Source organism: Chryseobacterium formosense, from assembly GCF_900116415.1.
Lineage (GTDB): Bacteria > Bacteroidota > Bacteroidia > Flavobacteriales > Weeksellaceae > Chryseobacterium > Chryseobacterium formosense.
Window position 1 is genome coordinate 772,556 of record NZ_FPAP01000001.1, and the last position, 15,609, is coordinate 788,164.

General features: G+C 34.3%; 17 protein-coding genes. 14 read left to right on the forward strand and 3 right to left on the reverse strand.

The features are described from left to right. Nucleotides 1-45: 45 nt before the first annotated feature. From uvrA to BM371_RS03660, 8 genes are all read left to right on the forward strand, one after another. Complete coding sequence (gene uvrA, locus BM371_RS03625; RefSeq protein WP_034675942.1) at nucleotides 46-2,874, forward strand: excinuclease ABC subunit UvrA; 2,829 nt, start codon at nucleotides 46-48, stop codon at nucleotides 2,872-2,874. A gap of 36 nt (nucleotides 2,875-2,910) precedes the next feature. Then, nucleotides 2,911-3,090 (forward strand): hypothetical protein, encoded by a 180-nt coding sequence (locus BM371_RS03630; protein WP_034675946.1) that lies wholly within the window; start codon nucleotides 2,911-2,913, stop codon nucleotides 3,088-3,090. A gap of 335 nt (nucleotides 3,091-3,425) precedes the next feature. Further along, nucleotides 3,426-3,830 (forward strand): hypothetical protein, encoded by a 405-nt coding sequence (locus BM371_RS03635; protein ID WP_034675950.1) that lies wholly within the window; start codon nucleotides 3,426-3,428, stop codon nucleotides 3,828-3,830. Between the two features lie 103 nt (nucleotides 3,831-3,933). Continuing rightward, nucleotides 3,934-4,446: a DUF421 domain-containing protein gene (locus BM371_RS03640; RefSeq protein WP_034675952.1), complete on the forward strand. Its 513-nt coding sequence runs from the start codon at nucleotides 3,934-3,936 to the stop codon at nucleotides 4,444-4,446. Nucleotides 4,447-4,448: 2 nt separating this feature from the next. After that, nucleotides 4,449-4,943 (forward strand): GNAT family N-acetyltransferase, encoded by a 495-nt coding sequence (locus tag BM371_RS03645; RefSeq protein WP_034675954.1) that lies wholly within the window; start codon nucleotides 4,449-4,451, stop codon nucleotides 4,941-4,943. A gap of 61 nt (nucleotides 4,944-5,004) precedes the next feature. After that, complete coding sequence (locus BM371_RS20485; protein WP_165571776.1) at nucleotides 5,005-5,151, forward strand: hypothetical protein; 147 nt, start codon at nucleotides 5,005-5,007, stop codon at nucleotides 5,149-5,151. A gap of 145 nt (nucleotides 5,152-5,296) precedes the next feature. Beyond that, on the forward strand, nucleotides 5,297-5,587 hold the full coding sequence (locus BM371_RS03655) for a hypothetical protein (protein WP_034675961.1): 291 nt from the start codon (nucleotides 5,297-5,299) through the stop codon (nucleotides 5,585-5,587). Between the two features lie 134 nt (nucleotides 5,588-5,721). After that, nucleotides 5,722-5,955, forward strand: coding sequence for a hypothetical protein (locus BM371_RS03660; protein ID WP_034675964.1), 234 nt, complete (start codon nucleotides 5,722-5,724; stop codon nucleotides 5,953-5,955). Nucleotides 5,956-5,987: 32 nt separating this feature from the next. Here the strand turns inward: BM371_RS03660 and BM371_RS03665 are convergent, their stop codons facing one another. Beyond that, on the reverse strand, nucleotides 5,988-6,302 hold the full coding sequence (locus tag BM371_RS03665) for a DUF4286 family protein (RefSeq protein WP_034675967.1): 315 nt from the start codon (nucleotides 6,300-6,302) through the stop codon (nucleotides 5,988-5,990). 148 nt (nucleotides 6,303-6,450) lie between these two features. Here BM371_RS03665 and gyrA point away from each other — a divergent pair, with 148 nt between their 5' ends. Continuing rightward, the gene (gyrA, locus tag BM371_RS03670; protein WP_034675969.1) at nucleotides 6,451-9,036 is read left to right on the forward strand and encodes a DNA gyrase subunit A; all 2,586 of its coding nucleotides are present in this window, start codon (nucleotides 6,451-6,453) and stop codon (nucleotides 9,034-9,036) included. A gap of 24 nt (nucleotides 9,037-9,060) precedes the next feature. Then, nucleotides 9,061-10,104, forward strand: a complete 1,044-nt coding sequence (locus BM371_RS03675) for a tetratricopeptide repeat protein (protein ID WP_034675972.1) — start codon at nucleotides 9,061-9,063, stop codon at nucleotides 10,102-10,104. A 63-nt stretch (nucleotides 10,105-10,167) separates the two neighbouring features. On the opposite strand, the gene BM371_RS03680 is transcribed toward BM371_RS03675, so the two are convergent. After that, nucleotides 10,168-10,824 carry an NAD(P)H-binding protein gene (locus BM371_RS03680; protein ID WP_034675975.1) on the reverse strand — a complete coding sequence of 219 codons (657 nt, stop codon included), beginning with the start codon at nucleotides 10,822-10,824 and terminating at the stop codon, nucleotides 10,168-10,170. 185 nt (nucleotides 10,825-11,009) lie between these two features. On the opposite strand from BM371_RS03680, the gene BM371_RS03685 reads away from it, so the two are divergent. Continuing rightward, the gene (locus tag BM371_RS03685; RefSeq protein ID WP_034675978.1) at nucleotides 11,010-11,363 is read left to right on the forward strand and encodes an MmcQ/YjbR family DNA-binding protein; all 354 of its coding nucleotides are present in this window, start codon (nucleotides 11,010-11,012) and stop codon (nucleotides 11,361-11,363) included. Here BM371_RS03685 and BM371_RS03690 read toward each other — a convergent pair. Continuing rightward, the gene (locus tag BM371_RS03690; RefSeq protein ID WP_034675980.1) at nucleotides 11,360-12,280 is read right to left on the reverse strand and encodes a bifunctional riboflavin kinase/FAD synthetase; all 921 of its coding nucleotides are present in this window, start codon (nucleotides 12,278-12,280) and stop codon (nucleotides 11,360-11,362) included. The two genes, BM371_RS03685 and BM371_RS03690, sit on opposite strands and share 4 nt — an antisense overlap. Before the next feature lie 205 nt (nucleotides 12,281-12,485). On the opposite strand from BM371_RS03690, the gene atpD reads away from it, so the two are divergent. The 3 genes from atpD (at nucleotide 12,486) to BM371_RS03705 (ending at nucleotide 15,272) form a co-directional block, all read left to right on the forward strand. Next, nucleotides 12,486-13,994 carry a F0F1 ATP synthase subunit beta gene (gene atpD / locus BM371_RS03695; RefSeq protein WP_034675983.1) on the forward strand — a complete coding sequence of 503 codons (1,509 nt, stop codon included), beginning with the start codon at nucleotides 12,486-12,488 and terminating at the stop codon, nucleotides 13,992-13,994. Nucleotides 13,995-14,077: 83 nt separating this feature from the next. Beyond that, nucleotides 14,078-14,362 carry a FoF1 ATP synthase subunit delta/epsilon gene (locus BM371_RS03700; protein ID WP_034675985.1) on the forward strand — a complete coding sequence of 95 codons (285 nt, stop codon included), beginning with the start codon at nucleotides 14,078-14,080 and terminating at the stop codon, nucleotides 14,360-14,362. A gap of 79 nt (nucleotides 14,363-14,441) precedes the next feature. Continuing rightward, a complete protein-coding gene (locus BM371_RS03705) occupies nucleotides 14,442-15,272 on the forward strand; it encodes a hypothetical protein (RefSeq protein ID WP_034675986.1) in 831 nt (276 codons plus the stop codon). The last annotated feature ends 337 nt before the right edge of the window (nucleotides 15,273-15,609 follow it).

Consider the following 15,609-nt stretch of genomic DNA (forward strand, 5'->3'; position numbering starts at 1 on the left):
CGTAATTTTGCACATCGTGATTTTCAGGTAAAGTCACTCCAAATTATGAGTAAATCAACAGAATATATAGAAGTTTACGGTGCCCGTGAACACAATTTAAAAAATATCAATGTAAAAATTCCGCGCAACGAATTGGTCGTAATTACCGGTCTTTCGGGAAGCGGAAAATCGTCATTGGCTTTTGATACGATTTTTGCGGAAGGCCAGCGTCGTTATATCGAAACATTTTCTGCTTATGCAAGACAGTTTTTGGGAGGTTTGGAACGTCCCGATGTCGATAAAATTGAAGGTTTGTCTCCCGTAATTGCCATCGAGCAGAAAACAACCAACAAAAACCCACGTTCAACCGTCGGAACTGTTACAGAATTGTACGATTATCTTCGTCTTTTGTACGCAAGAGTTTCGGATGCGTATTCGCAAACAACGGGGAAGAAACTGGTAAGTTATACTGAAGATCAAATTCTCGAAACGATTAAAGAAAATTACAAGGGCGAAAAAATTATGTTGATGGCACCTGTTGTACGTTCCAGAAAAGGGCATTATCATGAACTTTTCGTGCAAATGGCAAAGAAAGGTTACGGACAGGCAAGAATTGACGGTGAATTGCAGGATATTGAATATGACTTAAAACTCGACCGTTACAAAACCCACGACATCGACATCGTAATCGACCGTTGGATTATCGGTGAAAGTGCTTCCGAAGCGAGAATGGAAAAATCGTTGCGAACAGCAATGGAAATGGGAGAAGGTTTAATCGGAATTCAAAAGCTGGGAAGTACCGAGATTGAATATTTTTCTAAAAATTTAATGGATGCCGAAACCGGTCATTCATTGGCGTTACCGGAACCTAACACGTTTTCGTTCAACTCTCCGAAAGGAAGTTGCCCGAGTTGTAAAGGTTTAGGAACTATCAAGAAAATTAATACTGATTATTTTGTTGAAAATCCTAAATTATCGATCAATCAGGGAGGTTTGCTGCCTTTAGAAGATATTAAATCTAATAAATGGATTCAGACTCAGATTAAAAATATTCTTGAGATTTTCGGACTCGGCTTTGCAACGGCAATAAAAGATATTCCGGAAGAAGCGTTGGATTATATTTACAACGGCTGTCACAAAGAATTCAATAAAGATTTAAAATATGCAGGAATTTCTAAGAAAATCAAAATAAGTTTTAATGGGTTGATTCCTTTTATGGAGGAAATTATTGAGGAAAGAGAATCTTACGAAGCAATTTTGCTGGAAAGACATTTCACGACCGAAGAAACCTGTCCTGAATGCAAAGGAACACGTCTTCAGCCGGGAAGTTTAAGCTTTAAAATTGACGGAAAAAATATTGCTGAGGTTAACGGATTAAGCTTATCAGACTTAAAAGAATGGTTAGCTGATGTAAAAGATAAATTTTCTGAAAAAAATGCAATCATTGCTCATGAAATTTTAAAGGAAATCGAAACCAGACTTCAGTTTTTATTAGATGTCGGTTTGGATTATCTAAGTTTGAGCAGAAGTTCGAAAACGCTTTCTGGAGGGGAGTCTCAAAGAATTCGATTGGCGACGCAAATTGGTTCTCAGTTGGTGAATGTTCTCTATATTTTGGATGAACCAAGTATCGGATTGCACCAAAGAGACAACGAAAGATTGATTAATTCATTAAAAAATCTTCGTGACATCGGAAACTCTGTTTTGGTTGTTGAACACGATAAAGACATGATTTTGGAAGCCGATGAGGTTTTGGATATCGGTCCTAGAGCCGGAAAATTCGGTGGTGAAATTCTTTGGCAGGGAAAACCAAAAGATCTTCTGAAAGCAGATACAATCACCGCTCAATATATTAACGGAAAAAGAAAAATTGCCATTCCTGAAAAAAGAAGAGAAGGGAATGGTAAAAATATAGTATTAAAAGGCGCTACAGGAAATAACCTTAAAAATGTTACACTTGATATTCCTTTAGGAAAACTGGTTGTGGTTTCTGGGATTTCAGGAAGTGGAAAATCTTCTTTGATTAACGGAACTTTGTATCCTATTTTGAACAAACACTTTTACAGAGCTGTTCAGGAACCCTTACCTTATAAAAAAATTGAAGGTCTTGAACACATTGATAAAATTGTAGATGTAGACCAGACTCCGATTGGAAGAACGCCACGTTCAAATCCTGCAACGTACACAGGAATGTTTACAGACATTAGAAATCTTTTTGCAGAACTGCCTGAATCTAAAATCCGTGGTTACAAACCGGGAAGATTTTCTTTCAACGTGAAAGGTGGAAGATGTGAAACTTGTCAGGGAGGTGGTTTGAAGGTCATTGAAATGAATTTCTTGCCAGATGTTTATGTTCATTGCGAGACTTGTAACGGAAAACGTTTCAACAGAGAAACATTGGAAGTTCGTTACAAAGGAAAATCAATTTCCGATATATTGGATATGACGATTGATGAAGCGGTAGAATTTTTCCAGCCGATTCCAAAAATTTTTGCGAAAGTGAAGACTTTGCAGGATGTTGGTTTGGGATATATTACTTTAGGACAGCAATCGACAACACTTTCTGGAGGAGAAGCTCAGCGTATCAAGTTAGCAACTGAATTAGCAAAAAGACAAACCGGAAATACATTATACATTCTTGATGAACCAACAACCGGACTTCATTTTGAAGACGTGAAAATCCTGATGGATGCGATTAATCAGTTGGTAGAATTAGGCAATTCTTTCATCATCATTGAACATAATATGGATGTCATTAAATTAGCCGATCATATTATTGATGTTGGTCCGGAAGGTGGAAAGCACGGCGGACAAATCGTTGCACAGGGAACACCCGAAGAAATTGTGAAGTCGAAGAAGAGTTTGACAGGAAAATTCTTGAAGAGAGAATTGTAATTGGTCTCAGTTTTGTGGTATCTACCAAAAAATCTTATGAAATCGATTAAAATTTATTTGGCGCTTTTAGCTTTTTCTCTCAGTTTTGTTTCTTGTGAAGTAAGAACAGCAACAAGCGTAAGAACAGGTAGCTCTAAACCTATACCTCCGGGTCAGGCTAAGAAAATTTACGGAACAAAATCGGCAAAACCATTTGCTCCGGGACAAAATAAATAATTATTTATCAATACTAAGTATAAAAAGAATTTGCACAAGCAGATTCTTTTTTTTTGAATGATATTCCTTTATACTTTGTCAAAGTTGAAAATCTTTGACAAAGTTTAAAAATAGTAAGGCTAAAATCAATCGAATTTAGCTTTTTTTATATTGAAATTTTAACTTCAATGTTAAATTTTCAATTATTGTTTAAATTTATATCATTGTAAATCAGTGTATTATGTTTAAATGTTAACTCAATGTTAACTCAATGTAAAATTATTGTAAATTATTTTATATATCTTTGATAAAGAAATAGTAAAAAAGTTTAATATAATCTTTAAAATCAAAGACTTATGAAAAATAAAATCCAAATATTCGTTACAGCACTTTTCATTTTTGGCTTAACAGCTGTTGTTAACAATGCAAAAGCTCAGACTACATCCAGTAATACCATTCAGGAAATACAGTTAAATAAGAATGATGCTTTTAATGAGATCAGAAATTTGTTGATGGCAAATTTCGACTTTACCAATTCTGATTATAAACAGGGCGTAGTAAATTCAGAGGTAAAATTTGATATTGCTGAGAATGGTAAAATTGTAAATGTACGTTCAAAAGGAGACTGCAAAAACGTAAGCAAAGAAATTGTAAATGTTTTGTCTCATCTTCAGTACAAAATAGATCCGGCTAAACTTAATGAAAATATGTTGGCTTCATCATATGTAATGCCGGTAAAAGTAGATATAAACAATAGATAATTACAAGAAACAAACTATATAATTTCACTCCACGAAGCTGCTTGAAAAAGCAGTTTTTTTATTTGTGGTAATTGTATACATTTGATTTAAATATTCTTCAGCCGTGAATCCTATTTTAGATGTCGTGCTTCGATCTGTCTGCGTTTATCTTTTTATGATGATCGCCATCCGTTTGTTTGGGAAAAATCAGCTTTCCCAACTTAATGCAGGAGATGTGGTCTTGCTGCTTCTCATTTCTAATGCAGTGCAAAATGCAATGGTCGGAGAAAATACTTCTCTGGAAGGCGGAATTATCGCGGCTTTGGTTTTATTCATCGCTAATTTTATTGTTAAAAGACTGATGTTTTCTAACCGACGCTTTGCAAGTTTTATGGAAGCAGATCCTGAGATTTTGGTAAAAGATGGGGTTGCAGATCAGGTAGCATTAAGAAAAGTGAAAATTAGTTTTGATGAACTGAACGAGGCAATCCGGGAGCATGGCGTTGAAACTATGGAAAATGTAAAGCTTGCTATTCTTGAAGTAGATGGAAATATCAGTGTGATTTCTGAGGATAAAAAAGATTCGCAAACTCATTACTCTAGAATCAAAAGAAAAAATAAAAGAAAATACCATTAGAAATGAACTACGAGCTACGAGAAATGCTTCCTCATGATGATACAAGAGTTTTGGAAATTCTCAAACAAGGAATCGACAGCGGAACGGCAACCCTTGAAACAGAATTACCAAGTGCAGAAGCCTGGAATACCACTTATTATAATGATTGCAGATGGGTTTTGGAAAATGAAACAAGTGAAGTGGTCGGTTGGTGTGCTTTACAAATGATTAGCAAAAAAGAGTTCTTTAAAGGCGTTGCTGAGGTAAGTATTTATTTGGATAATAATTATATCGGGAAAGGTTTAGGTACAATCCTGTTGAAGAAACTCATTGTTGACAGTGAAAACCATGGTTTCTGGACTTTACAATCCAATCTTTTTTCTGAGAATGAAATGGCTATAAAATTTCACCAGAAAAATGGTTTCAAAATTATTGGAAAAAGAGAAAAGATAGCTCAACTTCATGGTGAATGGAAAGATCTTATTTTTATGGAGAGAAGAAGTGAAAATGTATTTTAGAATTACAGAATGAATGGCATTTCGATTGTATGTTTTAATTCATAAACCTAAAAACAACATTATGAAACTTATTAAAAATACAATTGCAGCTTTCATTTTAATCGGAATGTTTTCGTCATGTCTTCCGCATCCGAGTCGTCGACCAATGCCTCCGGGACATGATAAAAAGGTTGAAAAATTGAAAGAAGCTCATCCACGAAACCGATAACATCAATTCAATTATTTGAAAGTAATTTATCGAGATTACTCTTTAAAAACATAAAATTATCATAAAAATTATTAAAAAATCAATGATGTTAGATTATTGGCATTAGTCTTGTTAATTTTTTTTCTATAATTTGAAATTGGTTATTATGAAAGTATTATTTAAAGCACTCGGATTATTCTTATTTGTTTTTTCATTCGCATTTTATCAGGCATCACCAATCCAAAAACGTCATCATGGTCCACATAAAAGTCATTACCATGGACACCGCGGGCCTCATAAGATGAAGTATAAAAAAGTAGTTTACTATAAAGCTCCGAAACATTATTACAAGAAGCATTATTATAAACCACAGAGAGCATACAAATATTATTCTTACAAAAGATACAAGCAACCCCGTGTTTACAACAGCAGACCGGTAATTGTAGTAAATTTATAGATAACGACTGTCTCAATTTTGAGGCAGTTTTTTTATTATAATTAAAATTTAATTCGAAAATATATAGCAGATTTTATTTCTCTTTTGGCATCATCATTGTAATTGGTAGATTTTGAAATTTAAAAGGAAGATTTATGAAAGGGTTATTGAAAATTATGGGAGTAGTGATGGTTATGGGCACTTTATTTGTATCGTGTGTAGTTCACGAGCATCACGGAAGAAGGTTACCTCCGGGACATGCCAAAAAAGTTTACGGCGGAAGTGCAAGACATTATGCTCCTGGTCAGGTTAAAAAAAGAGTATATTATCATGAGAAACCAGGTCACGGTCAAAAAAAACATAAAGGTCATCATCGTGGTAGACATTAAATATAAAAGCTCCAATCGGAGCTTTTTGTTTTTTATATTGTTGATTTTTTCGGATTCAAAAAGGTATTGAAAATCATTACATCCTGACCGAACTGCTTTTCAATTCTTTCGGAAATATTCAGTAATTCACTGTCGATAAAATCTTTTCTCTTTTCTTCATCATCAAATACCAAAAGAAGATTATAGTTTTTTCCTTCTTCGATAAAGTCACTGTGAATTTCAGACAGGATGTATTTATCTACATCCATCAGGTTTTCAGTCATTAAGATTAAAGTTTCATCTACATATTTTTCCCATTCTTCCAGGCTGTTTTTCACACAATGGAAGGTAATGCTTAATACACTCATATTTTAATATTTTTTAAGATATTTTGATTGAATTCTCAGGCAAAAATCGGCAAAAATTTTGTAAATTAGCCCGTTATTAAATAATCAAAATAAATAGTTTTCAGGCATTTTTTTAAAAGTCTGATTATCATTACAATAAAACTTATATATGCAAAAAGAAGGAGAAAGATTAATTCCTATCAACATTGTTGATGAAATGAAATCATCTTACATCGATTATTCGATGTCGGTTATTGTTTCAAGAGCATTACCGGACGTGAGAGATGGTCTGAAACCGGTACACCGAAGAGTGCTTTACGGTATGTATGGTTTAGGCGTTTTCTCAAACAGAAAATATTTAAAGTCAGCGAGAATTGTAGGGGATGTTTTAGGTAAATATCACCCGCACGGAGATTCTTCAGTTTATGATGCAATGGTAAGAATGGCGCAGCCTTGGAGTTTAAGATATCCGCAGGTTGACGGGCAGGGTAACTTCGGTTCGATGGATGGTGATCCGCCTGCAGCTATGCGTTATACCGAAGCGAGACTTAAAAAAGTTTCAGACGAAATTTTATCGGATCTTGATAAAGATACTGTTGATTTCCAGAATAACTTTGACGACAGTTTGACAGAACCGACTGTAATGCCTACAAAAATTCCAAATCTTTTGGTGAACGGTACTTCAGGTATCGCGGTAGGTATGGCAACCAATATGGCTCCTCATAATCTTTCTGAAGCTATTGATGCAATTACTGCATATATAGATAATAGAGAAATTACCATCGATGAGCTGATGCAGCACATCATTGCTCCGGATTTTCCTACAGGAGGAATTATATACGGTTATGATGGAGTAAGAGATGCTTTCCACACAGGTAGAGGAAGAGTAGTTCTCAGAGCTAAAGTTGGTTTTGAAGAAGTACACAACAGAAATGCAATTATTGTAACTGAAATTCCTTACCAGGTCAACAAAGCTGAGATGATTGCGAGAACAGCTGAGTTGGTAAAAGATGAAAAAATTCTTGGTATCTACGAAATCAGAGATGAGTCGGACAGAAACGGAATGCGTATCGTTTATGAATTGAAAAATGATGCGATTCCGAACGTTGTTCTGAATATGTTGTATAAATATACCTCACTTCAAACGTCTTTCAGCGTAAACAATATCGCTTTGGTGCACGGAAGACCGGAACAGTTGAATTTAAAAGATATTATTCATCATTTTGTTGAGCACAGACATGAAATTATTGTAAGAAGAACTCAGTACGAGCTTAAAAAAGCTAAAGAAAGAGCTCACATCTTGGAAGGTTTCATGAAAGTGATCGGAACTCAGGATGCTTTAGATAAGGCGATTTCGATTATTCGTCACTCTTCAAATCCACAAGCTGCAAAAGAAGGTTTGATTTCTGAATTTGAGCTTTCTGATATTCAAGCACAGGCGATTCTAGACCTTCGTTTAGCTCGTCTCACAGGAATGGAGCTTGATAAGATCCGTGATGAGTACGATGCAATCATGAAAGAAATTGCTGATTTGGAAGATATTTTGGCGAATGAACCAAGAAGATTCCAGATTATTAAGGATGAATTGCTTGAAATTAAAGAAAAATACGGCGACGAAAGAAGAACTGAAATCGATTATTCAGGTGGAGAAATGTCTATCGAAGATATTATTCCGAATGAATCTGTGGTTCTTACGATTTCTCACGCAGGATATGTGAAGAGAACGTTGCTTTCAGAATATAAAATTCAAAGTAGAGGTGGTGTAGGAAATAAAGCGGCTACAACAAGAGATTCAGATTTCTTGGAGTATATCGTTTCTGCAACAAACCACCAATATATGTTATTCTTTACCGAAAAAGGAAAATGTTATTGGTTAAGAGTATTCGAAATTCCTGAAGGTTCAAAAACGGCAAAAGGAAGAGCGGTACAAAACCTTATCAATATTGAACCAGACGATAAAATCAAAGCGTATATCAGAACTAATGATTTGAAAGATGTAGATTACATCAACCAAATGAGCGTTGTAATGATTACGAAAAACGGTACAATTAAGAAAACATCTTTAGAGGCATATTCAAGACCGAGAGTAAATGGTATTAATGCTATCGAAATCAGAGAAAACGATCAGTTGCTAAGTGCATATCTTACAAATGGTGAATCTCAGATTATGATTGCTACTAAAAATGGTAAATGTATCCGTTTCCCTGAAGAAAAAGTAAGAGAAGTAGGTAGAGGATCAATTGGTGTGCGTGGAATAACAATGGAAGATAATGATGAGGTTATTGGTATGATTGTTGTGAATGATGTTGAGCGTGAAACGGTTCTTGTGGTATCTGAAAAAGGGTATGGTAAAAGAACTGCAGTAGAAGATTACAGAATTACCAACAGAGGTGGAAAAGGAGTTATCACTCTTAATATTACTGAAAAAACGGGTAATCTGATCGCTATTCAGAATGTAACTGATGAAGACGGATTGATGATTATCAATAAATCGGGTGTTGCTATCAGAATGAATATGGACGAAATGCGTGTAATGGGTAGAAATACTCAGGGTGTAAGAATGATCAATCTTAAAAAGAATGACGAAATTGCAGCCATCGCAAAAGTTGAGATGGATAAAGATGTAGAAGAGGAGTTTGAAGGAGAAGAATCTGAAGAAATCTCAACTGAAGAAAATGCTTCACCACAAACAGAAAATAATTCAGAAAATGGAAATCCGGTTGATGAAACTGAGAATTCTGATTCTGAGGAATAATTTAAATTAATTAAAATTCTTATTATGAAAAAGCTAATTTTAGGTTTAGCAATTGTTGCTTCCACTTTTGTTTTCGCACAAAAGAAAGATGCAAAAGATGTAAATGCTCAAGTTGAGGCTACTAATAAGGCAGCAATGGATGCGTATAATGCTAAAAATTATGCCGTTGCAGCACCGAAGTTTTTAGAACTTTACAATTTGTTAAAAACAAATGGTCAGGAAGATAAAACATACATGTATTATTCCGGATTGAGTTATGCATTGGCAAATAATCTTGATGAATCTATAAAAATCTATACAGATCTAGTTAATTCAGGCTATACGGGTGTTCAAACACAGTATACAGCTAAAGATAAAACAGGAAAAGTAGAAGCATTTAATAAAGATGTTTGGGAAACATTAAAAAAGACAGGTGCAAAAGATTATACCGACTTCAAAACTGAACAGACTAAAAGTGTAGAACCGGATTTGTATGAAACTTTATCAACTTTGCTTTTAAACGCTAAAAAGAACGATGAAGCTTTAGCAATTATTGAAAAAGGATTGGCAAAATATCCTAATAATGCCAAACTTAAAGAATATCAGGGTACAGCTTTGTATGCATCTGGTAAAACAGATCAGTTCATGACAAACCTGAAAGATCAGTTGGCAAAAAATCCGACTGATGCGGTTAACTGGTATAATTTAGGAGTTTTACAGTCTAAAAATCCGGCAACATTGAATGATGCGATTGCATCTTTTACAAAAGCTTTAGAAATAAACCCTAAAATGTCTAATGCACATCAGAATCTTGTTTATGCTGTGATCGGTGATGATGCTAAAGCAGTGGAGGAGATCAATGGTATCAGAAAATCAAATCCTGATAAAGCTACTGAGCTTATTGAAGCAAGAAAAGAAAGATTCAACAAAGCGCTTCCATATGCTGAAAAATGGTATCAGGCTGAACCCAATAATATTGACGCAGTAACTGTATTAAAAGATGTTTACGGAATGCTTAAAAACCAGGCTAAAGTTGCAGAACTGAAAGCTAAAGAAGCAGCACTTCAGGCAGCAGCTCCGGCAAAATAATATTTAAATTATTTGAAATATATAAAAAACCGCCTCTTTTTACAGAGGCGGTTTTTTTATTTCTTAATCACTACTTTTTTCAGCAAAGCAGAAAATATTTCCCAACTTGATACTCGAGTATCCGTTGCTCTTAATTTTGGATGAATTTATCATCGCTTTTGCCAAAACATCAGTTGGTAAAGGTTTTTGGCTTTCAAAGAGGCCAAGTTTATTGGCAAATTTTATAATTCGACTGCCCAAAACTTCCCCGGTTCTTTCAGAATCTTTTCTTTCAAGCATTCCGGGTTTGAAAATAGTAATTTTGTTGAAATGTAATTTCTTTACAGCTTCCTCAAGCTCACCCTTCATTTTTGAGTAAAAAATTTTAGATTTTGGGTTTGCACCGTATGCAGAAACCAATATATAATCGTCCACACTATTTTCTTTGGCGGCTTTTGCAAATTCGTACTGATAATCAAAATCTACTTTTCTCTGGGCTTCTTTACTTCCGGCAGCTTTTAAAGTTGTTCCAAGACACGAAAATGCAACATCACCTTTTACAAGATCTTTCCATTCGTCAGGTTTTTCAAAATTCACCACATGGGTTTTCAGCTTTTCATTTTGAATTGATAAGGGTTTTCTGACAAAAATATTCACTTCTTCAAAATCTTTATCATTGACCAACTGATTCACTAAATCTTTTCCTGTAGCGCCTGTAGCACCGATGACGAGAGCTTTCATAATAATGTGGTTTGTATGGTGGTATTTTCTTTCTTAAATTTACTAAATTTGAGATAATTATTAAAGATAAAAGATAAAAGATAAAAGATAAAAGATAAAAGATAAAAGATAAAAGATAAAAGATAAAAGATATTTTTAACTAAATTACTTATCAATTATTACTCATTATCAATTACTCATACTAAATGGATGCCAACGAAGTTTTAGATTATTGTCTTGCAAAAAAAGGAGTTACCGAAAGTTTTCCTTTTGATAACGAAACGCTTGTAATGAAAGTAGGAAAGAAAATGTTTTTGCTAATGTCATTGGAAAGACAACCTTTAAACATTAATGTAAAGACCGATCCGGAATGGAGTCTGGAACTTCGAGAACAGTATCCACAAATCACGGGAGCATTTCACATGAATAAAACACACTGGAATTCTGTTTCAGTAGACGGTTTGAAAAGAGATTTAATTTTAAAAATGATTGATCAGTCGTACGATCTGGTATTTAAATCGTTAACTAAAAAAGCGAAGGAAGAAATAGTGAATAGTTAAAACTCAAAAGCTTCCGTCAGTCTTTTATCCTCATCCAACCTCTCAACAAGCTTTTCAAGACCTTCAAATTTAATTTCCTCGTGCAGGAATTCGCGGAATTTTATGGTGATTTTTTCATCATAAATATCACCTTCGAAATCAAGAATGTAGACTTCAACCGTTAATTTTTCTCCATTAACAGTTGGGTTTGTACCAACGCTCAACATTCCTTTGTATTGCTGGTCTTTTACAAAAACTTCAACGATGTATGCTCCTTTTTTCGGTAAGAGTTTGATATTTTCAGTTTCGATATTCGCTGTAGGATAACCAATCGTTCTACCCAATTTTTTCCCATGAACAACAATTCCCGAAACAGAGTAGGAGTAACCCAACATTTCATTAGCCTCTAAAATATTACCATTCAACAAAGCATTTCTTACTTTAGTTGAGCTGATATTATTTTCGTGGATGTTAATGGCTTCCATTTGCTCAACTTCAAAATTCAATTCTTTCGAAAGTTTTTGTAGCAATTCAAAATTTCCACTTTTATTTTTACCAAATGAATGATCGTAGCCAATGATTAAAAATTTTACATTTAATTTATCAACTAAGATCTGACGTACAAATTCTTCACCCGTAAGATTACGAAACTCATCGTCAAATTCTTTCAAGAATAAGTTTTGTATATCATATCGAGCCATCAGTTCAGTTTTTTCATCCAATGTATTGAGAAGCTTTAAATCTTCCTCAGGATTAAAAACAAATCTCGGATGTGGCCAAAAGGTAAGAATTGCAGTCTCTAAATTGTTTTCAGAACTTACCTTTGCCAATTCGTCTATTATACTTTTATGACCGAGATGCACTCCGTCAAACATTCCTAAAGATAAAGCTAAAGGTTTATGAGCTTGATAATCGCTAAAATTTCTGAAAACTTTCAAGACAAAAAATTTTGACTGCAAATATAAACATAATGTAACAATGTATCAACGGAATAGTGTAACAATGTTTTTTTGAAGAAATTCACTCTCAAATCGATGGATTGTAGCGTTGGTAAATTTGTAAAAAAGCATGATAAAAATCTTTTTTTTAGCAATTGCAGGTTTATGAAGAATCATTATATTTGCACCAAGAAAAAATTTAGCAATGGCAAACCAAATTAAAGGAAAAATTTCTCAAATTATTGGTCCTGTAATCGATGTAGTTTTTACAAATGTAGAGGCTATTCCAAGTATTTATGATGCGTTGGAGATTACAAAAGAAAACGGTGAAAAAGTAGTATTAGAAGTAGAACAGCATATTGGTGAAGATACAGTAAGATGTATCGCAATGGATGCAACTGATGGTCTTAAAAGAGGTCAGGATGTGATTGGATACGGTAATCCTATTACAATGCCAATTGGTGACGCTGTAAACGGAAGACTTTTCAACGTTGTAGGTGACGCTATTGATGGGCTTCAGAATATTTCTAAGGAAGGTGGTCTTCCTATTCACAGACCAGCTCCGAAATTTGATCAGCTTTCAACTTCTGCAGAAGTTTTATTTACAGGTATTAAAGTAATCGACTTAGTTGAGCCTTATGCAAAAGGAGGTAAAATTGGTTTGTTCGGAGGTGCAGGTGTAGGTAAAACAGTATTGATCCAGGAGTTGATTAATAATATTGCAAAAGGACATGGTGGTCTATCTGTTTTTGCCGGAGTAGGTGAAAGAACGAGAGAAGGAAATGACCTTTTGAGAGAGATGTTAGAGTCAGGTATTATTAAATACGGTGATGATTTCATGCACTCTATGGAAAACGGAGGTTGGGATCTTTCTAAAGTAGATTTGGAAGTGATGAAAGATTCAAAAGCTGCATTCGTTTTCGGACAGATGAACGAGCCACCTGGAGCAAGAGCAAGAGTAGCACTTTCTGGTCTTACTTTAGCTGAATACTACAGAGATGGTGGTGAGACAGGACAAGGTAGAGACGTATTGTTCTTCGTAGATAACATTTTCCGTTTTACACAGGCTGGTTCTGAAGTATCTGCACTTCTTGGTCGTATGCCTTCTGCGGTAGGTTATCAACCAACATTGGCATCTGAAATGGGTGCGATGCAGGAAAGAATTACTTCAACTAAAAATGGTTCAATTACTTCAGTACAGGCGGTTTACGTACCTGCGGATGACTTAACTGACCCGGCTCCTGCAACTACGTTTGCTCACTTAGATGCTACAACAGTATTAGATAGAAAAATTGCTTCATTAGGTATTTATCCGGCAGTAGATCCATTGGCTTCTACGTCAAGAATTTTGGCTCCGGAAATTATCGGTGAAGAGCATTATAACTGTGCTCAGAGAGTAAAAGAAATTCTTCAGAGATACAAAGCGTTGCAGGATATTATCGCAATCTTAGGTATGGAAGAACTTTCTGAAGAAGATAAATCAGTAGTTTACAGAGCTAGAAAAGTTCAGAGATTCTTGTCTCAGCCTTTCCACGTAGCTGAACAGTTTACAGGTATTCCCGGATCTTTAGTAGATATTAAAGATACCATCAAAGGATTTACAATGATCATGGATGGTGAATTGGATCACTTACCAGAAGCTGCTTTCAACTTGAAAGGAACAATCGAGGAAGCGATCGAAGCCGGACAAAAAATGTTAGCTGATAACGCTTAAAAATAATTAAAAATTTGAGATTTGAAATTTGAGATTCGATAAGCAATTTCAAATTTCAAGCATCAAATTTCAAATTTGTTTCTATGAATATAAAAATTTTAACACCAGAATACGTAGTTTTTGAAGGAGAAGTAGACTCAGTGTTATTGCCTGGAAAAAATGGTGAATTTCACATCATGAAAAACCACGCAGGAATTGTTTCTTCTTTATCAGCAGGTAAAGTAAAGCTTTTTGCTAAATCTGTGGATGAGACTTTTGCTAAAAACTTTACACAGGAAAACGAAAAGGAAGGTTCTGTATATGCTTATCCGATCAAGAGCGGTGTTGTGGAATTTAATCATGATAAAGGAATTATCCTTTGTGAATAGTTACTAAATAGCTAAATATATTTTCAAGAAAGGTGTAACTTTGTTACACTTTTTTTATGCTTTGTAAAAATCTGATTTTATGAAAAGAAATTTAATCATGTTCTTTACAGTTTTGAGCTTTTTTCTAAACGCTCAGTTAATTAAAACGAAGAGGGGCATTGTTAGTTTAGACGGAATTCATGTTGCAAAAATCTCTAACAAATCCGGGCAATATACTTTTATGGATCTGAAGGAAACTCCGATTTTTACAATGGAATTCGTTGATAAAAGTGTAGTAGATTCTGTACGAGATAGTTATGTAAAGCTAAATCGTGTTTACAACCGGGATAAAATTTTAGATATGGATTATATTTCGCCATCTGCATTTTCTGGGGATGAAAAATCGGCGGTTTATACCTGTATCAAAGGTCTGAAGATTATTGATGAAAGAGGAATTAATATTAAAAATTTGGATGAGCTTTTCAAAAATATGCCGAAACGTAAGCTCGATACCAAAACCAAAGAAGCGTATACAACCCGAACAAAAATTGACAAGCTGAATATTACCGTTAATAACGTAGGTGAAATTTTGAGTAACGGTGTTCCTGTCGGATATTTCACAAATTTACCTGTAAGTTTCGGCGCAGACGATACAATTTCAGACAAATCTTTTATAGACATCGAAATCTATGATGCTAAAAGTAAACTGGTTGGGCGATACAGCACAACAACCAAAAGAATTACAACAGCTGGAGGAAAAGTTTTTACTTTATACAGAGAAATGTCTGGTCGTGCTTCAATTCTAAAATTTCCGACTTACAAAGCACTTGCAGAGAGAATGGCAATTTTAGATCCGAATTTTATTAAAATCAGAGAAAAAGTAGAAGTCGGAGAAGTTGTAAAAGATGGTGTCGAAAAAGATAAAAAATAATTGTATAATTAGATTTCCATAGGAACGGGCTTTAGCCCGTTTGTAATTAAAAAATTTTCAACGGCTTTAGCCAAAATCTAAAAATATAAAATCCTGAAATTGTTATCAGGATTTTTTCGTAAAATTTGTCATTCCAGAAATCGAAACTTAAATTTTATAATACTATTGCCGAGATCCTATCGAATGATAAACTAAACAACTTTTAAATTTTTGAGAGCTTATATAAGTGAAACGGCTTTGTGTAACTTAAAAAATAAATATTTATTAAAAACTTTGTGGACTTTGCGTTAAAATAGAATTTATATAAATATCTAATATTCAATCAATTGATGTTGAT